The sequence below is a fragment of the Methylobacterium sp. Leaf118 genome, assembly GCF_920984675.1.
In the GTDB taxonomy this organism is placed as follows: domain Bacteria; phylum Pseudomonadota; class Alphaproteobacteria; order Rhizobiales; family Beijerinckiaceae; genus Methylobacterium.
The window spans coordinates 18,686-45,419 of the sequence record NZ_CAKLBV010000029.1 but is presented as its reverse complement, the minus strand read 5'-3'; the positions used below and the strand labels follow the sequence as shown (position 1 = coordinate 45,419).

The 26,734-nt window shown below is 71.5% G+C and carries 24 protein-coding genes; 18 read left to right on the top strand and 6 right to left on the bottom strand.

Annotated features, from left to right (window positions below):
• Positions 1–195 precede the first annotated feature (195 nt).
• Both coaBC and LW587_RS13865 read left to right on the top strand, forming a co-directional pair.
• Positions 196–1,473, top strand: a complete 1,278-nt coding sequence (gene coaBC, locus LW587_RS13870) for a bifunctional phosphopantothenoylcysteine decarboxylase/phosphopantothenate--cysteine ligase CoaBC (RefSeq protein ID WP_232630176.1) — start codon at positions 196–198, stop codon at positions 1,471–1,473.
• A gap of 195 nt (positions 1,474–1,668) precedes the next feature.
• Positions 1,669–1,965, top strand: a complete 297-nt coding sequence (locus tag LW587_RS13865) for a hypothetical protein (protein WP_232630175.1) — start codon at positions 1,669–1,671, stop codon at positions 1,963–1,965.
• A gap of 28 nt (positions 1,966–1,993) precedes the next feature.
• Here the strand turns inward: LW587_RS13865 and LW587_RS13860 are convergent, their stop codons facing one another.
• Entirely contained in the window at positions 1,994–2,305 is a 312-nt protein-coding gene (locus tag LW587_RS13860) for a dihydrofolate reductase family protein (protein ID WP_269780331.1), read from the bottom strand.
• A 612-nt stretch (positions 2,306–2,917) separates the two neighbouring features.
• Between LW587_RS13860 and LW587_RS13855 the strand changes: the two genes are divergently transcribed.
• On the top strand, positions 2,918–3,532 hold the full coding sequence (locus LW587_RS13855; RefSeq protein WP_232630174.1) for a nucleotidyltransferase domain-containing protein: 615 nt from the start codon (positions 2,918–2,920) through the stop codon (positions 3,530–3,532).
• A 123-nt stretch (positions 3,533–3,655) separates the two neighbouring features.
• Here LW587_RS13855 and LW587_RS13850 read toward each other — a convergent pair whose 3' ends face one another.
• A complete protein-coding gene (locus LW587_RS13850) occupies positions 3,656–4,624 on the bottom strand; it encodes a UDP-glucuronic acid decarboxylase family protein (RefSeq protein WP_232630173.1) in 969 nt (322 codons plus the stop codon).
• A gap of 115 nt (positions 4,625–4,739) precedes the next feature.
• Between LW587_RS13850 and LW587_RS13845 the strand changes: the two genes are divergently transcribed.
• The 9 genes from LW587_RS13845 to LW587_RS13805 all read left to right on the top strand — a co-directional run bounded on the left by LW587_RS13845 (position 4,740) and on the right by LW587_RS13805 (position 13,432).
• Positions 4,740–5,192 (top strand): OsmC family protein, encoded by a 453-nt coding sequence (locus tag LW587_RS13845; RefSeq protein ID WP_232630172.1) that lies wholly within the window; start codon positions 4,740–4,742, stop codon positions 5,190–5,192.
• 127 nt (positions 5,193–5,319) lie between these two features.
• A complete protein-coding gene (locus LW587_RS13840; protein WP_232630171.1) occupies positions 5,320–5,769 on the top strand; it encodes a GlcG/HbpS family heme-binding protein in 450 nt (149 codons plus the stop codon).
• A 4-nt stretch (positions 5,770–5,773) separates the two neighbouring features.
• Entirely contained in the window at positions 5,774–7,399 is a 1,626-nt protein-coding gene (locus LW587_RS13835; protein WP_232630170.1) for a peptide ABC transporter substrate-binding protein, read from the top strand.
• Entirely contained in the window at positions 7,396–8,319 is a 924-nt protein-coding gene (locus LW587_RS13830) for an ABC transporter permease subunit (RefSeq protein ID WP_232630169.1), read from the top strand. The genes LW587_RS13835 and LW587_RS13830 overlap by 4 nt, the downstream gene beginning before the upstream one ends.
• 207 nt (positions 8,320–8,526) lie before the next feature.
• Positions 8,527–8,928 carry an EF-hand domain-containing protein gene (locus LW587_RS13825; RefSeq protein ID WP_232630168.1) on the top strand — a complete coding sequence of 134 codons (402 nt, stop codon included), beginning with the start codon at positions 8,527–8,529 and terminating at the stop codon, positions 8,926–8,928.
• Between the two features lie 148 nt (positions 8,929–9,076).
• A complete protein-coding gene (gene serS, locus LW587_RS13820) occupies positions 9,077–10,360 on the top strand; it encodes a serine--tRNA ligase (RefSeq protein ID WP_232630167.1) in 1,284 nt (427 codons plus the stop codon).
• Entirely contained in the window at positions 10,360–11,124 is a 765-nt protein-coding gene (gene surE, locus LW587_RS13815; RefSeq protein WP_232630166.1) for a 5'/3'-nucleotidase SurE, read from the top strand. The genes serS and surE overlap by 1 nt, the downstream gene beginning before the upstream one ends.
• A gap of 30 nt (positions 11,125–11,154) precedes the next feature.
• Positions 11,155–11,847, top strand: a complete 693-nt coding sequence (locus LW587_RS13810; RefSeq protein WP_232630165.1) for a protein-L-isoaspartate O-methyltransferase family protein — start codon at positions 11,155–11,157, stop codon at positions 11,845–11,847.
• Between the two features lie 124 nt (positions 11,848–11,971).
• Complete coding sequence (locus LW587_RS13805) at positions 11,972–13,432, top strand: M23 family metallopeptidase (protein ID WP_232630164.1); 1,461 nt, start codon at positions 11,972–11,974, stop codon at positions 13,430–13,432.
• A gap of 219 nt (positions 13,433–13,651) precedes the next feature.
• On the opposite strand, the gene argF is transcribed toward LW587_RS13805, so the two are convergent.
• From argF to LW587_RS13785, 4 genes are all read right to left on the bottom strand, one after another.
• The gene (argF, locus tag LW587_RS13800; RefSeq protein ID WP_232630163.1) at positions 13,652–14,617 is read right to left on the bottom strand and encodes an ornithine carbamoyltransferase; all 966 of its coding nucleotides are present in this window, start codon (positions 14,615–14,617) and stop codon (positions 13,652–13,654) included.
• Positions 14,618–14,684: 67 nt separating this feature from the next.
• Positions 14,685–15,881, bottom strand: a complete 1,197-nt coding sequence (locus tag LW587_RS13795) for an aspartate aminotransferase family protein (protein ID WP_232630162.1) — start codon at positions 15,879–15,881, stop codon at positions 14,685–14,687.
• Between the two features lie 205 nt (positions 15,882–16,086).
• Positions 16,087–16,998 carry a helix-turn-helix domain-containing protein gene (locus LW587_RS13790; protein WP_232630161.1) on the bottom strand — a complete coding sequence of 304 codons (912 nt, stop codon included), beginning with the start codon at positions 16,996–16,998 and terminating at the stop codon, positions 16,087–16,089.
• Between the two features lie 862 nt (positions 16,999–17,860).
• Entirely contained in the window at positions 17,861–18,073 is a 213-nt protein-coding gene (locus tag LW587_RS13785; RefSeq protein ID WP_232630160.1) for a hypothetical protein, read from the bottom strand.
• A 411-nt stretch (positions 18,074–18,484) separates the two neighbouring features.
• On the opposite strand from LW587_RS13785, the gene LW587_RS13780 reads away from it, so the two are divergent.
• The 6 genes from LW587_RS13780 (at position 18,485) to garD (ending at position 26,667) form a co-directional block, all read left to right on the top strand.
• On the top strand, positions 18,485–19,774 hold the full coding sequence (locus LW587_RS13780) for an HlyD family secretion protein (protein WP_232630159.1): 1,290 nt from the start codon (positions 18,485–18,487) through the stop codon (positions 19,772–19,774).
• Complete coding sequence (locus LW587_RS13775; protein WP_232630158.1) at positions 19,771–21,981, top strand: peptidase domain-containing ABC transporter; 2,211 nt, start codon at positions 19,771–19,773, stop codon at positions 21,979–21,981. Before LW587_RS13780 ends, LW587_RS13775 begins: the two co-directional genes overlap by 4 nt.
• A gap of 258 nt (positions 21,982–22,239) precedes the next feature.
• Positions 22,240–22,713 (top strand): RidA family protein, encoded by a 474-nt coding sequence (locus LW587_RS13770; protein WP_232630157.1) that lies wholly within the window; start codon positions 22,240–22,242, stop codon positions 22,711–22,713.
• Positions 22,710–23,468, top strand: a complete 759-nt coding sequence (locus tag LW587_RS13765) for a glycerophosphodiester phosphodiesterase family protein (protein ID WP_232630156.1) — start codon at positions 22,710–22,712, stop codon at positions 23,466–23,468. The genes LW587_RS13770 and LW587_RS13765 overlap by 4 nt, the downstream gene beginning before the upstream one ends.
• Before the next feature lie 253 nt (positions 23,469–23,721).
• Positions 23,722–25,047: an MFS transporter gene (locus LW587_RS13760; protein ID WP_232630155.1), complete on the top strand. Its 1,326-nt coding sequence runs from the start codon at positions 23,722–23,724 to the stop codon at positions 25,045–25,047.
• Positions 25,048–25,059: 12 nt separating this feature from the next.
• On the top strand, positions 25,060–26,667 hold the full coding sequence (gene garD / locus LW587_RS13755; protein ID WP_232630154.1) for a galactarate dehydratase: 1,608 nt from the start codon (positions 25,060–25,062) through the stop codon (positions 26,665–26,667).
• The last annotated feature ends 67 nt before the right edge of the window (positions 26,668–26,734 follow it).

Here is a 26,734-nt window from a genome sequence, read left to right as displayed (position 1 = left end):
GGGCCGCGCCCTGAGGCTCCGAGCGCGCATCGCAGGGGGATTCCGGGTTTCGCTGGCGGTTCCGGACCGACGCGGATGCCGTGTCGTGCGGTCGCCGCCTCACAACGGGGCAGGTCACATCGTGTCCCGGGTTCGGCGCCCGCTCGTTGGCCCCGCACCCTTGACGCGGCCGCGCCGAACGCCCGAGGTGCCCCCATGACCCAGTCCGCCTCCGGCCCCCTCGCCGGCCGCCGCATCCTCCTCATCGTCGGCGGCGGCATCGCCGCCTACAAGGCGCTCGACCTGATCCGCCGCCTGCGCGAGCGCGGCGCCCAGGTCCGCCCGCTGCTGACCGAGTCGGCCCAGGAATTCATCACGCCGCTCGCCGCCGCCGCGCTCGCGGGCGAGCGGTCGCATACCGATCTGTTCGATCGGGAGACCGAGGCGGAGATCGGTCATATCCGCCTGGCGCGGGACGCCGACGCCGTCGTGGTGGCGCCCGCCACCGCCAACCTGATGGCCCGGATGGCGACTGGCCACGCGCCGGACCTCGCCGGGACCGTGCTTCTGGCCACCACCCTGCCGATCCTGATCGCGCCCGCCATGAACGTGCGGATGTGGCTGCACCCGGCGACGCAGCGCAACCTCGCGCAGTTGCGCGTTGACGGCGTCGCCGTGGTCGGCCCCAACGAGGGGGCGATGGCCGAGGCCGAGTTCGGCCCCGGGCGGCTGGCCGAGCCGCACGAGATCGCCGACGCGCTGGAGCGGCTGCTGGCGGAGCGCTCAGGGGGCGCCGGCCTCGGCTTCCTGGCCGGCCGGGCGAGCCCCAAGGGGGCGCTGGCGGGGCGGCACGTGCTCGTCACCTCGGGCCCGACCCACGAGGCGATCGACCCGGTGCGCTACCTCGCCAACCGCTCCTCCGGCCGGCAGGGCCATGCCCTAGCCGCCGCCGCGGCGCAGGCCGGGGCGCGGGTGACGCTGGTCTCCGGGCCGGTGGCGATCCCCGATCCGGCCGGCGTCGCGGTGGTGCGGGTCGAGAGCGCCCGGGAGATGCTGGCCGCGGTCGAGGCGGCGCTGCCCGCCGACCTCGCGGTCTTCGCCGCCGCGGTTGGCGACTGGCGCCCCGCCGAGGCGCGGGCCGGCAAGATCAAGAAGGACGGCAAAGCCGTCCCGCCGCTGACGCTCGTCGAGAACCCGGACATCCTCGCCACCATTGCCGGACGCGGCGCGGGGCGCCCGCCCCTCGTGATCGGCTTCGCCGCCGAGACCGACGCGGTGATCGACAACGCCCGAAAGAAGATCGCCCGGAAGGGCTGCGACCTCATCGTCGCCAACGACGTCTCGGCGGAGGGCGGCGTGATGGGGGGAGCTGAAAACACCGTCCACCTCGTGGCCGGCGACGGCACGGTGGAAACCTGGCCGCGGCTCGACAAGGAGGAGGTCGGGCGCCGGCTCGTGGCGCGGTTCGCGGAGCTTCTGGCCGCCAAGGGGTGAGCGTAGCGGGACGGCCTTCCCCAAGATCTTTTCCGCACAGGCAGGCTCTCTCCCGCGGTTTTCGAACATTTCGCCTCCGGGAGATATTTGAGTTTGTCGTGGCTCAGTGTGCTCCGGAGCGGCGAGAACACAGATTGCGCTCCCACGCCGTCCTCAACGAGGCGCGACATCAGGGCCAAAGCCGATCGGCACAGCATGGGCCCCGGCGCGCAGGGTAGAGGAGGCGGCAAGGGCAAACGCGACGGCAGCGGCGCCATGACCGAGCGGCCCGAGGGCGTGCTCGGCGAGAATCAGGTGCTGAGCAACCGCGACAAGTCCCAGCCCACGAACGAGCGCGGCCTCGACCGCCGCAACATCCAGATCGAGCAGGATCACGACCACGCGGGCGCCCGCCAAAGCGGCGGCCGGACCGGCACCGAGGACGCCGATGCCAGCGGCCCGGCCGGGCCGATGACGAACCCCTCGGGCGTGGGCGGCAAGCAGGACGGATGAGGCCGGATGCGGGGTGGGGCGCGCCGCCTCACCCCGCCGGAGCGACCCGGTAGCGCAGCCAGACCGTGCCGTCCGCGAGGGGCTTGCAGGCGGTGCGGCTCAGGCGAAGGCGCGCGCCCATCGAGTCGCCGTCCGCCCCGTCGACGTCGAACAGGGCCGGCGTGCCGGACGCGCCGTCGATGGCGGGCGCCAGCAGCAGGCTCACTTCGTCGATCAACCCGGCCTTCACCCGCGAGCCGTTGATGCGCCCGCCGCCCTCGATCAGGAGCCGCTCGATCCCGAACAGCGCCTTGAGCTTGCGCAGCGCCAGCGGGAAATCGACCGCGTGCTCGCCCGCCAGGATATAGGAGAGGCCCCCGCCCGCAGGCGGCGCAGACGGTCATCCGAAGCCTGCCCCGTAGTTACGACGACGGGGTCGCCGGTGATGGCGTTGCGCGCCGCCCACTCCATCACTCCGCGGGCGTCGAGCGCTACCGCTTAGCCGGGCGCGTCGGCGCGCGCCACGCGGTGCTCCCGCGACAGCGGCGCCGCCTCGGCCAAAGGCTCCGCGCTGTCGGCATAGCCCTGCCTGGTGACGCGCCCGCATATCCAGGCATCGCCCTCGAGCGTGGCGTGCACTGGCCTCGCAATGCGCATCCGCGTCGACCGTCGTCCAGCGCCGCACCTTGATGCGGCCGTCGACCGAGGTGGTCATGTGGCAGATGGTGTAGGGACGGTCGGTCGTCGCGGCATCGCTCATGGGGCGAGGGTCCTGCTCGCGTCGGGACTCCGCTCCGAATGAGGCCGCCGCGGACACAACCGGTGAGAGCTTGTACCAGATTCGGAAATTGCGCACGGAGCGGGGTGTTGTCAGCTTTCGTCGACGGGGCGCTCGACCCGTGTCCGGGGGCAGGTCGTCGGTTTGCGGTAGCCGCTTTTCACGTCGAAGGTCAGACCCGAAACAGGTGTTCCGGTGGAGCCAATTCCGGAGGATCATTGGCGAGCATGGTCGCCGAACGAATTGTTTGACCGGATTGGACGGTTCAGCCGCCGTTGGTATCTCGTCGGCGGCTGGGCATTGGACATCTGGCACGGGCATCAAACGCGCGACCATGAGGATCTGGAGTTTGCTGTCCTTCCGGACGAGATCGAGGGCTGTCGAAGGAAACTCTCGGAGCTTGAATGTTTTCGTGTCGTTGGGAAAAGCCTCGTTCACCTTCCGTCGAGCGAACCCGTTCCCGTCGATCTCTGGCAGGTTTGGGGAGCGGAGATCGCCGCCGGGTGCTGGCGGGTCGATCTGATGACGGAGCGGGGAAGCCGAGACATCTGGTCCTACAAGCGACAGCCCACGCTCCAGATGCCGAGAGCGGCGGCCATCCGGATCGACCCGGCCGGAATTTCGTATCTGGCGCCCGCGTTGGTTCTGCTGTTCAAGGCAAGATACACGCGACCGAAAGACAAGGACGATTTTCTCGCCGCCTTGCCAAGGCTTGAATCAGAGGAGAAACATGATCTGATGGTTTGGCTTGAGGCTCTGCATCCCGGCCATGAATGGATCGTCGATCTCAAGGCATCCATGGGCGGCTGAGAGGGGCCTCTCTGGAAGCCGCCAAACAGAAATCGGGGATGCGGCGAGGGCAGATTGGATGTTTTCGCCGTTCCATCACCCGCATCATCGGCACGCCCCACGACCCGAACCGCCCCCAAAACCTCACCCCTCCTTCGGCTCGGAGGCGAGGTAGGCCTCGAAATACGCGATCGTCCGGCTCAGCCCCTCGCGCAGGGGAATCGTCGGCTCCCAGTCGAGCACGGCCTTGGCCTTCGTGATGTCGGGTCGGCGCTGGCGCGGGTCGTCCGGGGGCAGCGGCCGGTGGACGAGGCGCGACTTCGAGCCGGTGAGGTCGAGCACCGTCTCGGCGAGCTCCCGGATCGTGAACTCGCCCGGATTGCCGATGTTGATCGGGCCCGTCACCGCGGGGTCGGTGCCCATCATCCGCATCATCGCCTCGATCAGGTCGTCGACGTAGCAGAACGAGCGCGTCTGCTGGCCGTCGCCGTAGAGGGTGATGTCCTCGCCCTTCAGCGCCTGGACGATCAGGTTCGAGACCACGCGCCCGTCGTTGGGATGCATGCGCGGCCCGTAGGTGTTGAAGATCCGCACCACCTTGATCGGCACCATGTGCTGGCGGTGGTAATCGAAGAACAAGGTCTCGGCGCAGCGCTTACCCTCGTCGTAGCAGGAGCGGAAGCCGATCGGGTTGACGCGGCCCCAATATTCCTCGGGCTGGGGATGCACCTCCGGGTCGCCGTAGACCTCCGAGGTCGAGGCCTGGAGCACGGTGGCCTTCACCCGCTTGGCGAGGCCGAGCACGTTGATGGCGCCGTGCACGGAGGTCTTCGTCGTCTGCACCGGGTCGAACTGGTAGTGCACCGGCGAGGCCGGGCAGGCGAGGTTGTAGATCTCGTCCACCTCGACATAGAGCGGGAAGGTCACGTCGTGGCGCAACAGCTCGAACGACGGGTGGCCGAGCAGGTGGGCGACGTTGCGGCGCGCCCCGGTGAAGAAGTTGTCGACGCAGAGCACCTCGTGGCCCTGGGCGATCAGCCGCTCGCACAGATGCGAGCCGAGGAAGCCCGCGCCCCCGGTGACGAGAATCTTCTTGATGGTGCCGTAGCGCATGGCGGCCGCTTTCCCCGTTCCGGCGCAACCATGCACCGGCGGCGCGGGGCCGCACAACGTGGCGGCCCGCACGGGACTTCGATAGTCTCGGGAGACGAAGAACGGGAGGCGGCGGATGGCGCTCCATAGCGCGGAGGTCGACTGGGCGCTCGGCGCGGGCGAGGATTTCGCCGCCGGCCGCTACGGCCGCGCCCACACCCTGCGCTTCGACGGCGGGATTACCCTGCCGGGCTCGGCCTCGCCCCACGTCGTCGGCAAGTGGGCCGATCCGGCGGCGGTCGATCCCGAGGAGATGCTGGTGGCGGCGCTCTCCGCCTGCCACATGCTGAGCTTCCTCCACGTCGCCCGGCTCGCGGGGTTTTCGGTGCGTGCCTATCGCGACCGGGCCGAGGGGACGCTCGCCGCGATCGCGCCGGACCGGCAGGCGGTGACCCGGGTGGTGCTGCATCCGGCCATCGACTGGGCGGGCGAGGCGCCCGAGGCGGAAAAACTCGCCGCGCTCCACCACGCGGCGCACGAGACCTGCTTCATCGCCAATTCCGTGCGCACCGAGGTGATCGTCGCGTGAGGCGGTGCCGCGTCCGACGGGATGACGTCCGCCTTGGATGACGTCCGCCTTGGATGAAGTCCGACTTGGCGGAAGGGGGCATGCCGGTGCATGTCCTGGGGAACGCCACCTCTCGAGGATCGCCCCCATGACCGCCGCCACGACCGACCTGACGCTGTCCGCCGCGCAGACCCTCGTGGCCGAGGCCCTGAAGACCGCCCGGGAGCGTTCCCTGAAGCCGCTGGCGATCGTCGTCTACGATGCCCGCGGCGCCCTCAAATGCCTGGCGGCCGAGGACGGCACCTCGCTCCGCCGGGCCGAGATCGCCCGGGGCAAGGCCAACGGCGCCCTGGCGCTGGGGCTCGGCTCGCGGGCCATCGCCAAGCGGGCCGAGGAGCAGCCGCATTTCGTGGCGGCGGTGAGCCACCTCGTCGGCCCGGACGCGCTGGTGCCGGTGGCCGGCGGCGTGCTGATCCGCGCCCCCGACGGGCGGCTGCTGGGCGCCGTCGGCATCTCCGGCGATACCTCGGACAACGACGAGATCTGCGCCCTGGCCGGCATCGCGGCGGCCGGCCTCGTCGCCGAGACGGGCGCCTGAGCCTTTGCGGCCCGACCGGCGGCGCGGGCTGCGGGCCGGCGCGGCGCTCGCCGCCGGGCTCGCCGCCGGGCTCGCCGCCGGGCTTGCCGCCGGGCTTGGCGTTCCGGCCCGGGCGGCGGGCGGGCCCGTCTACCGCCGCGGCAACGACGCCGACCCGGAGACGCTCGACCCGCACAAGACCTCGACGGTGGCCGAGGCCCATCTCCTGCGCGACCTCTACGAGGGCCTGCTGACCTATGACGGGCGCGGGGCGATCGTCCCCGGCGCGGCGGAACGCTGGACGATCTCGGACGACCGCCTGACCTACCGCTTCACCCTGCGCCCCGACGGGCGCTGGTCGAACGGCGACCCGGTCACGGCGGAGGATTTCCTGTTCGGCCTGCGCCGCATCCTCGATCCGAAGACGGCGGCGAAATACGCCGAGGTGCTGTTCCCGATCCGGGGCGCGGCGGCGGTCAATGCCGGTGAGGCGCCGCCCGAGACCCTCGGCGTGTCCGTCCCCGAGGCGGGGATCGTCGAGATCGCGCTCGCGGAGCCCATCCCTTACCTGCTCGAACTGCTCACCCACCAGACGGCGCTGCCCGTCCACCGCCCCTCGCTCGCCCGCTGGGGCGACGCCTTCACCCGGCCGGGCCGGCACATCACGAACGGGGCCTACGCCCTCGTCGACTGGGTGCCGAACGACCGCATCACCCTCACCCGCAACCCGCATTTTCGCGAGCGAGCCCCGATCGCGCGCGTGGACTTCGTGCCCACCCCCGACCTCGCCGCGGCGGTGCGGCGCTACGCGGCCGGCGAGATCGATTCGCTCTCGGATCTTCCCGCCGACCAGATCGCCTCGCTGCGCCGGCGCTTCGGCGCGCAGGTGCAGCTCGGCCCCGCCCTCGGCCTGCAGGCCATCGGGATCAACACCCGCAAGGCCCCCTTCGGCGACCCGCGGGTGCGCCGCGCCCTGTCGCTCGCCATCGACCGGGAGTTCCTGGCGCAGGTGGTGTGGGGCGAGACCATGACGCCCGCCTATTCGTTCTGCCCGCCGGGCCTCGACAACGCCCGCGATCCGCCGATCCTGGCGGGCCGCGAGGCCGGGCCGATCGACCGCGAGGACGAGGCCCGGCGGCTCCTCGCCGAGGCCGGGTTCGGTCCGGGCAACCCGTTGCGGGTCGAGTACCGCTTCAACGTGACCGACAACAACCGCAACACCGCGGTCGCGCTCGCCGATTTCTGGCGCGGCCTCGGCGTGATCACCCGCTTCGTCGCCACCGACGCCAAGACCCACTTCGCCTACCTGCGCGACGGCGGGGATTTCGACCTCGCCCGGATGTCCTGGGTCGCCGACTATTCCGATCCGCAGAATTTTCTGTTCCTGCTCCGCACCGGCAATGACGGCTTCAATGCCGGGCGCTGGTCGAACTCGCGCTTCGACGGGCTGCTCGCGCAGGCCGCCCAGGAGCGCGACGTCGGCCGCCGGGCACAGGGGCTGTTCGACGCGGAGACGATCGTGCTCGACGAGCTGCCCTGGATTCCGGTGCTGCATCTCCGCTCGAAGGCGCTCGTCTCGCCGCGGCTGCACGGGATGCAGCCCAATATCCGCAACGTCGCCCCCACCCGCACCCTCCGGCTCGACCCGTGATCGCCCTCCTCCTGCGCCGGCTCCTGCACAGCGTGCCGACCCTGTTCCTCGTGGTGGCGGGAAGCTTCTTCCTGATCCGACTGGCGCCGGGCGGCCCGTTCGACCTGGAGCGGCCCCTGCCGCCCGCGGCGATGGAGAACCTGCGCCGGGTCTACGGCCTCGACGAGCCGTTGGCCGTGCAGTTCCTGCGCTACCTCGCGAGCCTCGCCCGGGGGGATTTCGGGCCCTCCTTCAGCTTCCGCGACCTCACCGTCACCGACCTGTTCGCCCGCGGCCTGCCGGTCTCGGCGACGCTCGGCGGCCTCGCCCTGGTCCTGGCGCTGGCGCTGGGCCTGTCGCTCGGCAGCCTCGCGGCGCTCCGGCGCGGCGGGATCGCCGATCGGGTCGTGGGGCTCCTCGCCTCCCTCGGGCTCGCGGTGCCGAACTTCGTCGTCGCCCCCCTCCTCCAGATCGCCTTCGGCCTCGGGCTGGCCTGGCTCCCCGTCGGCGGCTGGGGCGGGGGATCCCCCAAGAACCTCATTCTGCCGGTCGTCACCCTCGCGCTGCCCCACGCCGCCGGCATCGCCCGGCTCACCCGCGCCGCGCTCGCCGAGGTGCTGGTCCAGCCGCATATCCGCACCCAGCGCGCCATGGGCTTCTCGCGCCTCCGCATCCTGCGCCATGCCCTGCGCGGCGCGCTGCTGCCGGTGGTGGCGACGCTGGGTCCCCTCGCCGCCGGGCTGATGACCGGCTCCGTCGTGGTCGAGACCATCTTCGGCCTGCCCGGCATCGGCCGCTACTTCGTCGATGGGGCGCTCAACCGCGACTACACGCTGGTGATGGGCACCGTGGTGCTGGTGGCCGTGCTGGTGATCCTCCTGAACCTGGTCGCGGATCTGTGCGCGGCGATCCTCGATCCGCGGATCACGCCATCGGCGTGAGCGGGGGGGGCGCCGGGGCGTCCCAGGTCCTGGGCCGGCCGTGGTTTTCGGAAGGGCCCGCCGTCGCGGACTGCCGCTTGTTCCCGGGACGAAATGCCAGCCCTTCCGGCATCGCATTGCCGCAATGCAACATCATGCCTATCCTATGTTCAGACCGCTGCTAGCGTGGCCCGCCGCACGACGGCCGATTTTTCGGAGCGATCCCGTATGACCCTCACCCGCAGCGCCGCGCTCGCCCTCGCCCTCCTCCTGCCGGCCGCCGGCCTGAGCCCCGCCTTCGCCCAGACGAGCGCGCTCATCGCCGCCTTCGATCCCGACAAGGACGGCACCCTCGACCTCAAGGAGGTCCAGGCCGCGGCCTCGGCCAAGTTCGACGCCCTCGACCCGGACAAGGACGGCACCCTCGACAAGCGGGAGCTGAAGGGCATCCTGACCGCGCGCCAGATCAAGAGCGCCGATCCGGACAACGACGGCACCCTCGACAAGACCGAGTACCTCGCCGTGGTCGAGAGCCTGTTCAAGGCGGCCGACCCGGACAACGACGGCACGCTCGATGCCAAGGAGCTGCGCAGCAAGGCCGGCAAGGCGCTGGTCAAGCTGATCAAGTAATCTTGTCCGAATGCGGCTCCGGGGCGCCTGCCCCGGGGCCTGCATCGAGCGCCCCGGTGGCCGTCCTGGTGGCCGTCCCCTTGGCCGCTCTTGTCGTGCCGGGGGCGATGCGGCAAAGCGGGCCCGTCCGAGCCTGCGAGAGCCGCCCATGCACGACATCCGCGCCATCCGCGAGAACCCGCAGGACTTCGACCGCGATCTGTCTCGACGCGGCCTCGCGCCCTTGTCGGCCGAGCTGATCGCCCTCGACGATGCCCGCAAGGGCGCGGTCTCGGCGGCGCAGGCCAATCAGGAGCGGCGCAACGCGCTGTCCAAGGAGATCGGCGGCGCCAAGAAGGCACGCGACGAGGCCCGCGCGGCCGAGCTGATGGCCGAGGTCGCCCGTCTCAAGGACGAGGCGCCGGGCCTCGACGCGGCCCAAGCCGAGGCCGGCAAGACCCTCGACGCGCGGCTCGCCGCGATCCCGAACCGGCCCAAGGCGGAGGTGCCCGAGGGCGCCGACGAGCACGGCAACGTCGAGTATCGCCGCTTCGAATCCTCCCGCGAAACACTGTCGGAGGGGCGCCAGCATTTCGAGCTCGGCGAGGCCGTCGGGCTGATGGATTTCGAGGCCGCGGCCAAGCTCTCGGGCTCGCGCTTCGTGGTGCTCAAAGGCCAGCTCGCCCGGCTGGAGCGGGCGCTCGGCCAGTTCATGCTCGACCTGCACACCGGCGAGCACGGGTATCTGGAAGTGGCGCCGCCGATCCTCGTGCGCGACGAGGCGATGTTCGGCACGGCGCAATTGCCGAAGTTCCGCGAGGATCAGTTCGCCGCGGGCGACGGCTACTGGCTCGTCCCGACAGCCGAAGTCCCCCTGACCAACCTTGTGCGCGAAAGCATCCTCGCCGAGGACGAACTCCCCTTGCGCTTCACCGCCCTCACCCCCTGCTTCCGCGCGGAGGCCGGGGCGGCGGGGCGCGACACCCGCGGCATGCTGCGCCAGCACCAGTTCAACAAGGTCGAGCTGGTCTCGATCACGGCCCCCGAAAAATCGGCGGAGGAGCACGAGCGCATGCTCGCCTGCGCCGAGACGGTCCTGCAAAAGCTCGACCTGACCTACCGGGTCATGACGCTGTGCACCGGCGACATGGGCTTTGCGAGCCAAAAGACCTACGACATCGAGGTCTGGGTGCCGGGCCAGCAGACCTATCGCGAGATCTCGTCCTGCTCGGTCTGCGGCGACTTCCAGGCGCGGCGGATGAACGCGCGCTTCCGGGGCAAGGACGGCAAGCCGGCCTTCGTCCACACCCTGAACGGTTCGGGCGTCGCCGTCGGGCGGGCGCTCATCGCCGTGATGGAGAACTACCAGAACCCCGACGGCAGCGTCACGATCCCGTCGGTGCTCCAGCCCTACATGGGTGGCCTGAACCGGATCGAGGGACCGAAGAACTGATGCGCATTCTGGTCACCAACGACGACGGCATCCACGCGCCGGGCCTGGAGACGCTGGAGGGCATCGCCCGCGCCCTCTCCGACGACGTGTGGGTGGTGGCGCCCGAGACCGATCAGTCGGGCGTCTCGCATTCGCTCTCGCTCAACGATCCCCTGCGCCTGCGCCAGATCGCCGAGACCCGCTTCGCGGTGAAGGGCACGCCCTCCGACTGCATCATCATGGGCATCGCCCACATCCTCAAGGACCATCGGCCGGACCTCGTCCTGTCGGGGGTCAACCGCGGGCAGAACGTCGCCGAAGACGTGACCTATTCGGGCACCATCGCCGGCGCCATGGAGGGCACCATCCTCGGCGTGCGCTCGATCGCCCTGAGCCAGGCCTACGGCGCGGGCGGGCGGGCGAACCTCAAATGGGCCTGCGCGGCGACGCATGGGCCGGGGGTGATCCGCAGGATCCTGGAGATCGGCATCGAGCCCGGCATCCTCGTCAACGTGAACTTCCCGGATTGCGAGCCCGGGGACGTGCAGGGCGTGGCGGTGGCCGCGCAGGGGCAGCGCAATCAGGCGCTCCTGCAGATCGACGCCCGCCATGACGGGCGCGGCAACCCCTATTTCTGGCTCGCCTTCGCCAAGGCCCGGTTCGAGCCCGGCAACGGCTCGGACCTGAAGGCCATCGCCGAGAACCGCATCTCCGTGACGCCGCTGCGGCTCGACCTCACCGACGAGCCGGAGCTGACCCGCTTCGCCCAGGCCTTCGGCGCATGAGGCCCGTCGCGGCATGACGGTGCTTGGGACGTGAGCCGCGGCCCGCCCGGGACGAATGCGTCCGACGATGCGGACGGGCTGACCCGGGCGATCGGCAGCGCCGCCTTCGTGCTGCGCCTGCGCGAGCGGGGCGTGCGCGACACCGCGGTGCTGCGGGCGATGGAGCGGGTGCCGCGGGAGCATTTCGTGCCGCCGGCCCTGCGCGACCACGCCGCCCGCGACATCGCCCTGCCGCTGCCGCATGGTCAGACCATGACGGCGCCCTCCGTGGTCGCCGCGATGCTCGGCGCCCTCGACCTGCGGGCGGAGGCCCGGGTGCTGGAGATCGGCACCGGCTCGGGTTACGTCACCGCCCTCCTGGTGCGGCTCGGGGCCGGCCATGTGCGCAGCCTGGAGCGCTACGGCGCCCTCGCCCGCGCCGCCCGCGACCGGCTGGGGGCGAGCCTCAACGACGCCACGGTGGAGGTCGCCGACGGGCTCGCGCCGGACGGCCTCGGGGGCCAAACCTTCGACCGCATCCTCGTCAACGGCGCCCTCGACGCGCTGCCGCCGCACCTCACGGACGCCCTCGCCCCCGGCGGGCGGATGGTGGCCGCTCTCCGGAGCGCCCGCGGCAGCCGCCTCGTCGGGCTGGCCCGGGAGGGGGACGGCCCGCCGGCCCGCACGGAGGGGCCGGTGCTGCGGCTCGGACCGCTCACCCCGGGCCGGGCCCGCGTGTCCTGAGAGCCGCAACCGGCGCCCGGCCCCCGCAAATCGGATCGTCGAAGGGCCCGCGGGAACGGATGCTTAACCTGAATCCCGTTTGAATGCGGGCATCAGGTTGCGTCAGTGTTGAACGGGTGCGTCGATGCGGGTTCGGGGTTCAGTTCTGGGCTTGAGGACGCTGTCGCGCTTCGCCCTCATCGGAATGATCGGCGGTGGCGCGGCCGCCTGCTCGTCGGATGCGTCGCGTCTCGGCGATCCCTTCACCAATCCGTTCTCGTCGCTGGCGGGCGAGCCTTCGGCCACCGGCAGCCTGCCGGACGAAGGCGCGGAGGGGGATCTGGCCTCCACCCCGGCGATCCGCACGCCCCGCGTGCAGTCCCAGGCGCTGCCCGCCCCGGCCCTGTCGCCCCGTCCCACCGCCCTCGGCCCGAGCCCGACGCCCGCCGCCGCCCGGGTGGCGACGGCGGAGCCCATCGGCGCGGTCGCCGGCATGAACCCGGATGCGGGCCGCGCGATGACGCCGCGCGCCTCCGCCCCGGCGCCGGCCCCCCGGCTCCAGTTCGGCAAGCCGATCGACAAGGCCGCCGAGAAGGCCGCGGAGCGGGCGGCCGAACGAAAGGCGGCCGAGGCTGTCGCGGCCAAGGCGGCGGAGCGGGCGGCCGAGAAGGCGGCTGAGGCCAAGCGCGAAGCCGAGCGTCAGGCGGCCGTCGTGAAGGCCGCGGAGGCCAAGATCGCGGAGGCCAAGATCGCGGAGGCCAAGATCGCCGAGAAGGCTGCCGCCGCCAAGGTCGCGGAAACGAAGAAGCTCGCCGACGTGAAGAAGGCGGTCGAGGCCAAGAAGGCCGCGGAGGCCGAGGCCAAGAAGGCCGAGTCCAAGCTCGCCGACGCCAAGAAGCATGTCCGTCCCGGCCAGACCGCCAAGGTCGAGACCAAATCGGAGGCGAAGTCCGAGGCGAAGGCCGATCCGAAGGCCGAAGCCCGCAAGAGCGCGGAGGCCGAGGCCGCCCGCAAGGCCGAGGCCGAAGCCCGTCAGGCCAAGGCGGACGCCACCAAGAAGCTCGCCGAGGCCCGCGCCGCGGAATCGGCCGCCAAGGCCACCGCCGCCAAGGAAGCGAAGGAGGCCAAGGATCGCGAGACCCGGCAGGCCGCCGCGTCCGCGCCCGCGCCGACGGTGAAGGTCGCGAGCGCCGAGGCGACCGCCCCGGTGGCGGCTCCGGCGGCCCCGGCGCAGACGGCCGAGTCGTTCCGCTGGCCGGCCAAGGGCCGCATCATCAACGGCTACGGCACGGGCGGCAACGAGGGCATCAACATCGCCGTGCCCGAGGGCACGCCGGTCAAGGCGGCCGAGGACGGCACGGTGGCCTATGCGGGTTCGGACGTGAAGGGCTACGGCAAGCTCGTGCTGGTGCGGCACACCAATGGCTACGTCTCGGCCTACGCCCATAACGGGGAGCTCGACGTGCGCCCCGGCGAGAAGGTCCGCCGCGGCCAGACGATCGCCAAGTCCGGCGCGACCGGCAACGTGACCTCGCCCCAGCTCCATTTCGAGATCCGCAAGGGCGCGACCCCGGTCGATCCGGTCCCGCACCTCGCCAGCAACTGATCGGGTCCGGATCCCGGGACGAGGGCGGCTCCCGCGAGGGGCCGCCCTTTTTCGTGGTCGCTCACCCCGTTCGGGTCGCGCGCCCGGTCCCCGGGGGCGCTCCGGATGGGCGCGCCATCCGCCGGAAACGGAAACGCCGGCTCTCGGGACAGAGCCGGCGCGGACCGATGATCTCAGTGCGGCGTCCCGGATTCGATCCCCGTGACGCGGCTCCGGGCCCTAGCCCGCTTCCCCCAGGCACCAGGCCAGAATGCCCTTCTGCGCATGGAGCCGGTTCTCGGCCTCGTCGAACACCACCGATTGCGGTCCGTCGATGACCTCGGCGGTGACTTCCTCGCCGCGATGGGCCGGCAGGCAATGCAGGAAGATCGCGTCCTTGGCGGCCTTCGCCATCAGCGCCGCGTCGACCCGGTAGGGGGCGAGCAGGTTGTGACGGAAATGCTCGTCGGCATCGCCCATCGAGACCCAGCAATCGGTCACGACGGCGTCGGCCCCCGCGACCGCCGCGGCGGCGTCGGTGGTGGCGGTGACCCGCGCGCCCTCGCGCTCGGCCCAGGCCACGAGGGCGGGCGGCATCGCCAGCTCCTCGGGGGCGGCGACGGTGAGGGTGAAGTCGAAGCGGGCCGCGGCGTGGACCCAGCTCGCCAGCACGTTGTTGGCATCGCCCGACCACGCGACCGTGCGGCCCCGGATCGGCCCGCGATGTTCCTCGAAGGTCATGATGTCGGCCATGATCTGGCAGGGATGCGAGACCTTGGTCAGGGCGTTGATGACCGGCACCTCGGCGTGCTCGGCGAGTTCGAGCATCAGCGCGTGGTCGAGGGTGCGGATCACGATCGCGTCGACGAAGCGCGAGAGCACCCGGGCCGTGTCGGCCACCGTCTCGCCGCGGCCGAGCTGCATCTCCTTGCCGGTGAGCATCAGGGTGTCGCCGCCGAGCTCGCGCATGCCGATGTCGAACGAGACGCGGGTGCGGGTCGAGGGCCGGTCGAACACCATCGCCAGCGTCTTGCCGGTGAGCGGGCGCTCGTCCGCCCGCCGCCCCTTCACGCGCGCGCGCTTGATGGCGGCGGCGGAATCGAGGATGCCGCGCAGGGTCTCGCCGGAGAAGTCCTTCAGATCGAGGAAGTGGCGGATGTCGGTGGGGGGGGCTTGGCGCCCGCTGCCGTTCAGGGTCGTGCTCATCGAATCTTCGCTCGCGAGGCGGCTGGGGGGGCCTGACGCGCCGCTCGGCGCGTCAGGGGAAAGGCCCTCAGGCCGCACCGCGCATCTGCGCCTCCAGGTCGGTCGCCGCAGCCTCCAGCCGCGCCACGGCCTCATCCACCTCCGCCCCGCCGACGATCAGCGGAGGCAGGAGCCGGACCACGTTGTCGCCCGCCGGGATCACGAGCAAGTGCCGTGCGCGGGCGGCCGCTGCGAACTCGGTGTTGGGCAGGTTGAGCTTGAGGCCGCGCATCAGCCCCTGTCCGCGGATCTCGGAGAAGACATGCGGGTGCCGGTCGATCAGCCCCGCGAGCTTCTGCCCGAGCAGCAGGCCCATCTGCTCGACATGGGCCAGGAAGCCGTCGCCGAGCACCACGTCGAGCACGGCGTTGCCGACCGCCATGGCGAGCGGGTTGCCGCCGAAGGTGGTGCCGTGGCTGCCCGCCGTCATCCCGCGGGCGGCCTCGGCGGTCGCGAGGCAGACGCCGAGGGGGAAGCCGCCGCCGATGCCCTTGGCCGCGCTCATGATGTCGGGGGTCACCCCCGACCACTCATGCGCGAAGAACCGGCCGGTGCGCCCGACGCCGGTCTGGACCTCGTCCATGACGAGGAGCAGATCGTGCTCGTCGCACAGGCGCCGCAGCCGCCGCAGGGTCTCGCCCGGGATCACCCGCAGGCCCCCCTCCCCCTGGATCGGCTCGATCATCAGGGCGGCGGTCTCGGGGCCGATGGCGGCCTCCAGCGCGTCGAAGTCGCCGACCGGCACCTGGTCGAAGCCCTCGACCTTGGGACCGAAGCCGTCGATGTATTTCTGCTGCCCCCCCGCCGCGATGGTCGCCAGCGTCCGGCCGTGGAACGCGCCCTCGAAGGTGACGATGCGGTAGCGCTCCGGGTGGCCGCCCGCGGCGTGGTACTTGCGCGCCATCTTGATGGCGGCCTCGTTCGCCTCCGCGCCGGAATTGGCGAAGAACGCCACGTCCGCGAAGGTCGCCGCCACCAGCCGCGCCCCGAGCCGCTCCCCTTGCGGGATCTGGAACAGGTTCGAGGTGTGCCAGAGCTTCTGCGCCTGGGTGGTCAGGGCCTCGACCAGATGCGGGTGGGCGTGGCCGAGGGCGTTGACCGCGATGCCGGCACCGAAATCGAGATATCGCTCGCCGCTCTCCGTCACGAGCCAGGCGCCCTCGCCGCGCTCGAAGGCGAGCGGCGCGCGGGCATAGGTCGGCAGAAGGGCGGAGGTCGCGGGCATCCGGTTCCTCGGGCTTGGTCCGAACGAGGGGTCCAAAAGAAAGTGCCGCCTCGGGGAGCGGGCGGCACGGGGCGATTACTATGGAAGGGGGTCTGTCTGTCAATGTCGCGCCCGGCGGGCAGGGAAGGAATCGCACCGCCCTCGCGGAGGATCCTGCCCCTGTTGCCGGCTCATCTTGTCCGGGCGCGTCAGGCCCGTCGCCGGGTCAGGCTCGGCGCAGGCGGGCGGCGGCGGTGGGCGAGCGCCCGGTGACCTTGCGGAAGGTGCGGCCCATGCGTCGCGCGTCGGGGAAGCCCGAGCGGGCCGCCGCCTCGCTGAGCGAGACCGTTCCCGAGCGGATCAGCGACTGGGCCAGAGCCACCCGCTCGCGCAGGACGTATTGATAGGGCGTCACCCCGAAGGAGCCCTTGAAGGCGCGCACGAAATACCCCTCGCTCAGGCCCGCGGCCTCCGCCATCTCGCTGAGGGACAGCGGCGTGCCGATCCGGGCGGCGACGAGGTCGCGGATCCGGGCCGCCTGCCGGCGGGTCAGCGCCGCGCTGCGGCGGGCGCCGTCGGCCGGGATCGCCCCGGAGGCCCGCAGCACGGCGAGGCCGACGCTGTCGAGGAGGAGCGCGTCGGCCGGTCCGCCGCTTCCGGATCCGCTCCCCGGCCGGTGGGCCTCCTGGCCCAGGGCGGCCAGCAGGTGGAACACGGTCATCCGCTCGGAGAGGGGGCGGGTGGTCGAGGCGATCCCGGCCCGCTCCAGGGGGATCTCGGTCATCCGCTCGACCGCGCCCGGCGTGAAGACGAGGTAGCGGGCCCGGTAGGTGCCGCTCCAGCGCGTCGTCCCGGCATAGCCCGGCCCGCGCTGGACGAAGGTCTCCCCCGCCCATTCCTCGACCGCCTCGCCCCCGTCCGGGGTCTCGCGGGAGAAGGTGAGGCGGGTGCGCGGCGCGCCGTGCCACGTGCCGACGAGCAAGCCGCCGACGCTGTGCGTACTCTGGCCGGGCGAGCGATAGGCGTAATCGATGAAGGCGAGACCGTCGACGCCGCCGGCCGCGATCTGACCGAAGATCGTGTCGGGCGGGGCGCTCAGTTCTCCCTGCACGCAGGCGGTGGCGAAGGGCACGCTCATGGTTCGCATCGCTCCCGGATCATTCGCGGCGCCTCGGCGGATCTCACGATCCCCGGTCGCTCTTGGGACGTCGCTCTTGGGACGTCGCTCTTGGGATTTCGCTCTCGGGATTTCGCTCTCGAGACAAGGCCGTGGCGGTCCGCTCTCCCGGAGCGTCGTCGTTTGATACCCCCGTTTGGCTGCGGGCTTCGGGAGCGGCCCGGAGCCCGATGCAAGAACAAACATATGTAAGTTTAGAACGGGAATTCGGGCGATCCGTTCCGTCGGGACTGGCCGCCCGTTCGCGGTCCAAATGGCCACCGCTCAATTGGTCGCTGCGCATGGGTGCGAGGGCGCTGGCGCATCCTGCAGAAAACGCGGAACGGCGGGTGGGCGAGGATCGGGTGACAACAGGAGCGGTCGCGGCGCGGCCGTCCGGAGCGTCGCGACGCAGGGCGCTCGACGACATGGCGCGCGCATCGGGGGATCCGGGCCCCGCGCCCGGGCGGGCCCCTGCGCCCGGAGACGGTCGTGCTCACTCAGGGGCGTGGCCTGTGCCGAGGCCCGAGCGAGGCGCTGCGCAGGGGGAATGCCGCTGTCGGAGACACGCCCGTTGTCGCGCGCGAACCGTCTTCGGTGGCGCGGCGTCGCTCGGGGAAGGGATTTCGGGCCGGGAAGCGACCGGGCCCGCCGGGTCACGGGAGGGAAACGGGGGCGCGAGGCGGCGCCATTCCGAAAACCCGCGGGCGCGGTGACGATCACCGCGCCCGCGGACAGCGGTCCGAATCGCGCTTCCTCGCAAAGCCCCCGTCACGCCATCGCACCCGGTGCGGGGACGGCCGGTGATCGGGCGCCGTGCGAGACCCTTAGGGAGGGGCCGCGCTTACTTGCCGAGAAGTCCGCCGAGCAGGCCGCCGACGGCACCGAGAACCTTGTCGAGGGTTCCGCCGACGAGCCCGCCGACCTGGTCGATCACACCGGAGACGGCGCCGAGTTCGCTGCTGAGATCGAGGCCGACACCGAGAGTGAGACCGCCGCCGACCTGATCCAGCTCCGCAGCATCGAGCTCACGGATGGTGTCAATGTTCTGCTGCATGGTTTTTCTCCTGCGTATGGCTCAATACTGAGAAAGACGTTCTATGTTTTTGTCTTCCTGTGGATTAAGAACGGCATCGATGTGCCGCCCTGCTAGGAAAGTTAGGGATAATGTTGCGGGAGGCAAGGCGTGCTCTTGAGGAGTTCGGATCGAGAGGGCGCGGCGGTCGGCCGGGTGGACATATTTTGCCCTCGCACGGCCGCACCGGACGAGGACGCCGCCCCCTCGGAGCGCCTGGACGGAATGTCGCGGCGGCGGGGGCGCGGGATCAAAAATTGACCTGCGATCGGGGCGGGGCGCGGCGACCCCCTTTGTCCCATCTAACAAATTGAAAAAAATGGAGTTTACCGTGAAGTTGCGACAGAACAACGCACCTCTTGAGGGTGGGGGCGTCACCCGGGGAGACGGGCGGTGAGCAAGCCGCTTTTCCGCCAGGAGGTCGCCGAGGCGCGCCGCAGCGCGTGGCTCGGCGAGGCGCAGATCGTCCAGCCGCTGCCGGTTCGGATCGTGGTCTTGCTCTGCCTCGTCTTCGTCGCCGCGGTCGCCCTTTACGCGTGGCTCGGCACCTATACCCGCCGCGTCCATGCCGACGGGCTGCTCGCCCCCGATGTCGGGCTCATCACCGTGGCGAGCCCGCTCGCCGGCCGGGTCAGCGCCTCGGGCGCCAGGGAGGGCGACCGGGTCGAGCGTGGCCAGCTCCTCTTCACCATCGACCTCGACGCGGTCTCGGCCTCGGGCCCGACCCAGGAGCGGGTGATCGCCCAACTCGCCCGCCAGCGCGACAGCGTCGAGCGCCAGCGCACGGCCCGCGCCGCCATGGCGGCGGCCGAGAAGCGGGGCCTGCAGGAGCAGATCGCCAATCTGGCGGAGCAGGGCGAGCGCGTCGCCGAGCAGGTCGCCCTTCAGGAGAAGCTGGTGCCCCCGCTCAAGGCCCGCGCCGAGGAGCTCGCCGACGCGGTCGCCCGGGGATTTGCCCGGGCCGCCGACTTCCAGAGCCAGAACTACCTCTATCTCCAGGCGACCTCGCAGCTCGCCCAGTTCCGCCAGGGCGGCCTGCAGGTGGCCGGTAAGCTCGGCGAGCTGAAGGCCAAGCTCGCCACCTATGACGAGACCCTGGCGCGGGACCTCGCGGAGCTCGACCGCACGGCGGCGCAGCTCGAGCAGCAGAGGGCCGAGAGCGAGGCGCGCCGGGCCATCGAGGTGCGCGCGCCGGAGCGCGGGATCCTCACCTCGATCCGGGCGCAGGCCGGGCAGACGGTGGCGGCGGGCGCGAGCCTGCTGACGCTGCTGCCGAGCGAGGGGCGGCTGCAGGCCAACCTCTACGTCGATTCCTCGGCCATCGGCTTCATCGAGCCGGGCGCGACCGTGATGCTGCGCTACGCCGCCTTCCCATTCCAGCGCTTCGGCCTCTATGGCGGCCGGGTCACCGAGGTGACCCGCGCGCCGCTGGAGGACGACGGCGCCGCCCCCGATCCGGGCAAGGACCCGGCGAAGCGGGCGAGCGGCGGCGTCTACCGCATCGTCGTCAGGCCCGACGCGGACAGCGTGATCGCCTATGGCGAACCCCGGCGGCTGGAGGCCGGCATGCGCGTCGAGGCCGACATCGCCCTGGAGAAGCGCCCGCTCTACCGCTGGCTCCTCGACCCGCTCTATCGGGTGAAGCGCAGCGTCGATCTCGTCACGGACGGAGGCGGCCGGTGAGCCTCATCGCGGATCTCAAGTTCGGCTTCGGCCGGCGCCTGCCGGTCCTGCTCCAGGCGGAGGCGGCCGAATGCGGCATGGCGTGCCTCGCCATGGTGCTAGGCTATCACGGCCGCGCGGTCGATCTCGGCACGATGCGCGCCCGCCACGCCCTCTCGCTCAAGGGCATGACGTTGCGCAACCTCATCGACCTGTCGGGCACGATGGGCCTCTCGGCCCGGGCGCTGCGGGTCGAGCTCACCGATCTTCGCCGGCTGCGCGCCCCCTGCATCCTGCATTGGGGCCTCAACCACTTCGTGGTGCTGGCCGAGGTGCGCCGCCGCGACGTCGTCATCCACGATCCCGCCCGGGGCCGCCGCGCCCTGAGCCTCGCGGAGGTCTCGCGCGAGTTCACCGGCGTGGCGCTGGAGGTCCAGCCGAACCAGAGTTTCGTGCGCGAGAAGGCGGAGCGCCGCTTCGGGATCGCCGACCTGTTCCGGGGGCTCACCGGCATCCGGGGGGCGATGGCGCAGATCCTGGCGTTGTCGCTCGGCATCGAACTCGTCTCGATCCTGATGCCGATCGCCTCGCAGATCGTCATCGACGAGGTGATCGTGAACGGCGACCGCGACCTCCTGCTCGTGGTCGGCCTCGGGCTCGCCCTGCTGCTCCTGCTGCAACTGGGTCTGGGCGTCACCCGCACCTGGGCGATCATGCTCACCGGCTCGAAGCTGAACTACCAATGGTCGGGCTCGCTGTTCGACCACCTGTCGCGCCTGCCGCTCGACTACTTCCAGAAGCGCCATGTCGGCGACGTGATCTCCCGGTTCGGCTCGCTCGCGACCATCCAGAAGGGGCTCACCACCGATCTCATCCAGGCGGCGCTCGACGGCCTCATGTCGGTCGGCATGCTGATCATGCTGTTCGTCTATGGCGGCTGGCTGGCGCTGGTCGCCCTCGCCTCGACGACGCTCCATGCGGGGCTCCGCCTCATCGCCTACAAGGCCTATCGCGAGGGCACCGAGGAGGCGCTCGTCGCGGAGGCGCGCCAGCAGAGCCACTTCATCGAGACCGTGCGCGGCATGGCGAGCGTCAAGCTCCTGAACCTGCGCGAGCGCCGCCGCGGCGTGTGGATGAACCAGTTCGTCCAGGCGCTGAACGCGCGGCTGCGGCTCCAGCGGCTCGACCTCGTGTTCGGGCGCGGCCACGAGTTCCTGGCCGGGGCCGACCGGCTCGTGCTGCTCGTTCTGGGCGCCGGCGCCGTCATCGACCAATCGATGTCGCTTGGCATGCTGGTGGCCTTCCTGGCCTATCGCGACCAGTTCTCGGCCCGCATCGGCAACCTGATGCAGGCGGGGTTCCAGCTCCGGATGCTCAACGTCCAGACCGACCGCCTCGCCGACATCGTCCTGACGGAGCCCGAGGAGGCCGCGGTGACGCTGCCGGTCCCCGCGCCCGCCCCGCCGGAGGCCGAGGCCGCGTCCGTCGCCGCCTCTTCCGTTGCTGCCTCTCCCCTTGCCGCCCCTGCCCTCGCTGGCGGCGCCCTGCGGGGCGCGGCCCTGCGGGCGGTGGGCCTGTCCCTGCGCTACGGCGCCGACGAGCCCTGGGTGTTCCGCGATCTCGGCCTCTCCGTGCCGGCGGGGATGAGCCTCGCCATCACCGGTCCCTCGGGCTGCGGCAAGAGCAGCGTGATGCGGGTGATGATGGGCCTGATCGCCCCGAGCGAGGGCGCGGTGCTCGTCGACGGACGCGACATCCGCGCGGGCGCCACGGCCGCCTATCGCGGGCGCATCGCGGGTGTGATGCAGGACGACGGGCTGTTCGCGGGCTCGATCAGTGAGAACATCGCCTGTTTCGACGAGCGGCCCGATCCCGGCTGGATCCGCGAATGCGCCGCCCGCGCCGCGATCCTGGAGGACATCGCCCGCACGCCGATGGGCTTCGAGACCCTGGTCGGCGACATGGGATCGACCCTCTCGGGCGGGCAGCGCCAGCGGGTGATCCTGGCCCGCGCCCTCTACCGGCGCCCCGAAATCCTGTTCCTCGACGAGGCGACGAGCGCGCTGGACGAACCCACCGAGGCCCTCATCGCCGCCGCGCTCCGCGACCTGCGCATGACCCGCCTCATCGTCGCCCACCGCCCGGCCACCGTGGCGCATGCCGACCTGCGCTTTGATTTTTCCCACAGCCGCCCGGAGGCGCAGGCCGAGGATGCGGCGGCGGTGTGAGCGGAGGTCCGCCGAGCCGATCGACCATCGGAGCGGGGCGCCGGTGCTCGGACAAAGGCGGGTCAGCGGACGATCGGAGCAACCGGCCCCGGATCCGGCATCCCGGACGGATCCCCGGGCCGGGTCTTCCCCTTCCCTCTTCCCCTTCCCGGCCGCGGGGCCTCGAACCGTCGGCCGCCGTCCGGAATGCCCCTTGCGTCGCGCCCGGCGACCGTGCTGAGACGCCGGTCATCAACCGAAACGGGAGACCCACGGCCCATGAACTCGGTCAAGGAACGCCTGAAGGCGCTCGGCCTCACCCTGCCCAAGGCCGCCGCGCCAGTGGCGAACTACGTGCCGTTCGTGCGCTCGGGCAACCTCGTGATCATCTCCGGCCAGATCTGCTTCGGGCCCGACGGCAAGCTCAGCGATGCCCACAAAGGCAAGCTGGGCGCCGAGATCGCGCCCGAGGCCGGGATCGAGGCGGCCAGGCTCTGCGCCCTCAACGTGCTCGCCCAGGTCGAGGCGGCGGTGGGCGATCTCGACCGCGGCGTCGTGCAATGCCTGCGGCTCGGCGGCTTCATCAACGCCGTGCCGACCTTCGCCGGTCTGGCGCCCATCATGAACGGCGCCTCCGACCTCATGGTCGCGGTGCTCGGCGATCGCGGGCGCCACGCCCGCTCGACCGTCGGCGTCGCCGAACTCCCCCTCGACGCCGCGGTCGAGGTCGAGGCGATGTTCGAGGTCGCGTGAGCCCTGCGCCCAACGCCCCCGCCTGGCTGACGGCGCGCCCGATCGCCCATCGCGGCCTGCACGACCGCGCCGCCGGCATCCCGGAGAACACGCTGGCCGCCGCGGAGGCCGCCGTGGCGGCCGGCTTCGCCATCGAGTGCGACGTGCAGATCAGCGCCGACGGCGAGGCGATGGTGTTCCACGACGCCACGTTGGGGCGCCTCACCGGGGCGGAGGGGGCGATCGAGGCCCGCAGCGCGGCGGATCTCGCCACCCTGACGGTGATGGGCACCGGCGAGCGCGTCCCGACCCTGACGGCGTTTCTCGCCCGCATCGCCGGCCGCGTGCCGGTGATCGTCGAGGTCAAGAGCCGCTTCGACGGTGACCATCGCCTCGCCCGCCGCACCGCCGCCATCGTCGCGGGGCTCGACGCCCCGATCGCGATCAAGTCGTTCGATCCCGGCATCGTCGCGACGCTGGCCGAGATCGCGCCGTCCGTCCCCCGCGGCATCGTCGCGGAGGCGAGCCAGGACGATCCCTCCTACGCGGCGCTGAGCCCGTCGCTGCGCACGGAACTCGCCGGCCTGCTCCATCTCCACGAGAGCCGGCCGGACTTCCTGTCCTGGCGCGTCGGCGACCTGCCGGGTCCGGTGCCCTATCTGTGCCGCCGGCTCGGGAACATGCCGGTGATGACCTGGACGGTGCGCACCCCCGAGCAGCGGGCGCTGGCCCAGGCCCATGCCGACCAGATGGTGTTCGAGGGCTTCCGGCCCTGAGGCCGCGGCCTTGTCCGCGCCGGCATCGACCGTCGGGGTCGGTGCTCCGACACGCGATCCGGTCGGCGAACCCGGCGGATCGATGCAGGTTCGGCATCGATCCATCCAGGCTTTGAGTTGGACCCCTGGCCCGGCACGCTCCTAGGCTGATCCTCGCATAAGGCCGCCGACCGCTCCCGAAGAGGGGCTGGTCCGAGAACGGCCGATGCCCGCCACGGTACGAGCCGGGCGGCCTGCCCGAGGGAGAACGCCCATGAGCGCCGGTCTGGCCATGACCGCGGCGAGGCGCAGCCGCGTGCGGCTCACCATCGTCCTGATGCTGTTTGCCGCCACCACCATCAATTACGCCGACCGGGCGACGATCTCGATCGCCGGTCCGGCCCTGGCGAAGGATCTCGGCCTCGACGCGGTCCAAATGGGCTACGTCTTCTCGGCCTTCGCGTGGTCCTACGTCCTCGCCCAGGTGCCGGGCGGCTGGCTGCTCGACCGCTACGGCGTCAAATGGGTCTATGCCGCGGCGATCTTCCTGTGGTCGGCCTTCACCCTGATCCAGGGCGCGGTGGGCTTCTTCACCGGCTTCACCGCCGTGGCGCTGCTGTTCGCGCTGCGGCTGGCCGTGGGGCTCGCCGAGGCGCCGGTCTTCCCCGCCAATGCCCGCATCACCGCCGCGTGGTTCCCCACCCGCGAGCGCGGCATGGCCTCGGCCTTCTTCAACTCGGCGCAGTACTTCGCCACCGTGCTGTTCACCCCGCTCATGGCCTGGGTGGTGCACCATTTCGGTTGGCACCACGTCTTCACCCTGATGGGGGCGCTCGGCATCGCCTTCGCGCTGCTCTGGACCCAGGTCGTGTTCGGGCCGAAGGACCATCCGGGCATCAACCAGGCCGAGCGGGACTATCTCGAGACCGGCGGCGCGCTGCTCGACATGGACGGGCGCAAGGACGCGACCGAGGCCGGCAACACCTGGACCACCCTGCGCCAGCTCCTCGGCAATCGGATGCTGCTCGGCATCTATGTCGGCCAGTACTGCATCACGACCCTGACCTACTTCTTCCTCACGTGGTTTCCGGTCTACCTCGTGAAGGAGCGCGGCCTGTCGATCCTCCAGGCCGGCTTCGCCGCCGTGCTCCCGGCGCTGTGCGGCTTCATCGGCGGCATCCTCGGTGGCGTCATCTCCGACATGCTGCTGAAGCGCGGATATTCGCTCACCGTGGCGCGCAAGGTCCCGATCGTCTCCGGCATGCTCCTGTCGATGAGCATCATCGGCTGCAACTACGTCCAGGCGGATGCCGTGGTGGTCGGCCTGATGGCGCTGGCCTTCTTCGGCAAGGGCATCGGCGCGCTGGGCTGGGCGGTCGTGTCCGACACCTCGCCGCGCCAGAGCGGCGGCCTGTCGGGCGGGCTGTTCAACACCTTCGGCAACACCGCCGGCATCACCACGCCGATCGTCATCGGCTACATCGTCCAGCAGACCGGCTCGTTCAACGGCGCCCTCGTCTTCGTCGGGCTCAACGCCCTCGTGGCGGTGTTCTGCTACCTCGCCGTGGTCGGCGAGATCCGCCGCGTCGAGCTGCGCTGAAGGGAGGCGATCATGCTCGCACACACCCAGTCCCCGTCGCCCGACACCCAGTCCCCCGACACCCAGTCCCCCGTCACGGGGGATGCCCCCCGCACCATCCGCCTGCACCCGGACGACAACGTCGCCATCGTGGTCAACGCCTTCGGGCTGCCCGCCGGCACGGTCTTTCCCGATGGGCTGACGCTGACGGAGTTCGTGCCCCAGGGCCACAAGGTGGCGCTCGCCGACATCCCGGGCGGCGCGCCGGTGCGGCGCTACGGCGAGGTGGTCGGCCTCGCCCGCGCGCCCATCCCCCGCGGGGCCTGGGTCGAGGAATCCCGGGTCGAGACGCCGGAGGCCCCGGCCCTCGACAGGCTGGAGCGGGCGACCCGGGTGCCCGCCCCCCTGCCCCCGCTCGAGGGCTACACCTTCGAGGGCTACCGCAACCCCGACGGCAGCGTCGGCACCAAGAACGTGCTGGCGATCTCGACCAGCGTGCAATGCGTCGCCGGCACCCTCGCGGTGGCGATCCGGCGCATCAAGCAGGAGCTGCTGCCGCGCTTTCCCAACGTCGACGACGTGGTCGGGCTCACCCACGCCTATGGCTGCGGCGTCGCCATCGGCGCGCCCGAGGCGGTGATCCCGATCCGCACCCTCCAGAGCCTCGCCCGCAACCCGAATTTCGGCGGTGAGGTCATGGTGGTGGGCTTAGGCTGCGAGAAGCTCGTCTCCGAGCGTCTCCTGCCCGGCCGCGAGGCGGGCGGGGGCGGCGAGGACGCGGCGAGCGTCGTGCGCCTGCAGGACGAGCGCCATGCGGGATTTGCCAGCATGATCGAGAGCATCCTGGCCATGGCCGAGGCGCGGCTCTCCGTGCTGAACCGGCGCACCCGCGAGACCTGCCCGGCCGCCGACCTCGTGGTCGGGCTGCAATGCGGCGGCAGCGACGCCTTCTCGGGCGTCACCGCCAACCCGGCGCTGGGCTTTGCCGCCGACCTGCTGGTGCGCTGCGGCGCCACCGTGCTGTTCTCCGAGGTCACCGAGGTGCGCGACGCGATCCACCTCCTGACGCCCCGGGCCGCCACGCCGGAGGTCGCCGACGCGCTGATCCGCGAGATGGCGTGGTACGACGCCTACCTCGCCAAGGGCGGAGCCGATCGCCGGGCCAACCCGTCGCCGGGCAACAAGCGGGGTGGGCTCAACAACATCGTCGAGAAGGCCCTCGGCTCGGTGGCCAAATCCGGCCGCAGCGCCATCGCCGGCGTGCTCGCCCCGGGTGAGCGGGTGCGGGAAAAGGGCCTGATCTTCGCCGCGACGCCGGCGAGCGACTTCGTCTGCGGCACGCTCCAGCTCGCCTCCGGCATCACGTTGCAGGTGTTCGCGACCGGGCGCGGCACGCCCTACGGCCTGGCCGAGGCGCCGGTCATCAAGGTCGCGACCCGGACCGAACTCGCCGAGCGCTGGTCCGACCTGATCGATCTCGACGCCGGCCGCATCGCCACGGGCGCGGCCACCATCGAGGAGATGGGCTGGGAGCTGTTCCGGCTGATCCTCGACGTGGCGAGCGGACGCAAGCGGCCCTGGTCGGACCATTGGGGCCTCTACAACGACCTCACCCTGTTCAACCCCGCCCCGATCACCTGATAGAGTCCGTGTCGGGCCTCCGAGACCGAACCGGCTCCCGACGGGCGCGCCCGACGGCGGGTCGTCA

What these genes read in the sequence shown, in the direction of transcription:
- coaBC (WP_232630176.1), top strand. Translation starts at nt 196, where the DNA reads ATGACCCAGTCCGCCTCCGGCCCCCTCGCCGGCCGCCGCATCCTCCTC.
- LW587_RS13865 (WP_232630175.1), top strand. Translation starts at nt 1,669, where the DNA reads ATGGGCCCCGGCGCGCAGGGTAGAGGAGGCGGCAAGGGCAAACGCGAC.
- LW587_RS13850 (WP_232630173.1), bottom strand. Translation starts at nt 4,624, where the DNA reads ATGCGCTACGGCACCATCAAGAAGATTCTCGTCACCGGGGGCGCGGGC.
- LW587_RS13845 (WP_232630172.1), top strand. Translation starts at nt 4,740, where the DNA reads ATGGCGCTCCATAGCGCGGAGGTCGACTGGGCGCTCGGCGCGGGCGAG.
- LW587_RS13840 (WP_232630171.1), top strand. Translation starts at nt 5,320, where the DNA reads ATGACCGCCGCCACGACCGACCTGACGCTGTCCGCCGCGCAGACCCTC.
- LW587_RS13825 (WP_232630168.1), top strand. Translation starts at nt 8,527, where the DNA reads ATGACCCTCACCCGCAGCGCCGCGCTCGCCCTCGCCCTCCTCCTGCCG.
- serS (WP_232630167.1), top strand. Translation starts at nt 9,077, where the DNA reads ATGCACGACATCCGCGCCATCCGCGAGAACCCGCAGGACTTCGACCGC.
- surE (WP_232630166.1), top strand. Translation starts at nt 10,360, where the DNA reads ATGCGCATTCTGGTCACCAACGACGACGGCATCCACGCGCCGGGCCTG.
- LW587_RS13805 (WP_232630164.1), top strand. Translation starts at nt 11,972, where the DNA reads ATGCGGGTTCGGGGTTCAGTTCTGGGCTTGAGGACGCTGTCGCGCTTC.
- argF (WP_232630163.1), bottom strand. Translation starts at nt 14,617, where the DNA reads ATGAGCACGACCCTGAACGGCAGCGGGCGCCAAGCCCCCCCCACCGAC.
- LW587_RS13795 (WP_232630162.1), bottom strand. Translation starts at nt 15,881, where the DNA reads ATGCCCGCGACCTCCGCCCTTCTGCCGACCTATGCCCGCGCGCCGCTC.
- LW587_RS13790 (WP_232630161.1), bottom strand. Translation starts at nt 16,998, where the DNA reads ATGAGCGTGCCCTTCGCCACCGCCTGCGTGCAGGGAGAACTGAGCGCC.
- LW587_RS13785 (WP_232630160.1), bottom strand. Translation starts at nt 18,073, where the DNA reads ATGCAGCAGAACATTGACACCATCCGTGAGCTCGATGCTGCGGAGCTG.
- LW587_RS13770 (WP_232630157.1), top strand. Translation starts at nt 22,240, where the DNA reads ATGAACTCGGTCAAGGAACGCCTGAAGGCGCTCGGCCTCACCCTGCCC.
- LW587_RS13760 (WP_232630155.1), top strand. Translation starts at nt 23,722, where the DNA reads ATGAGCGCCGGTCTGGCCATGACCGCGGCGAGGCGCAGCCGCGTGCGG.
- garD (WP_232630154.1), top strand. Translation starts at nt 25,060, where the DNA reads ATGCTCGCACACACCCAGTCCCCGTCGCCCGACACCCAGTCCCCCGAC.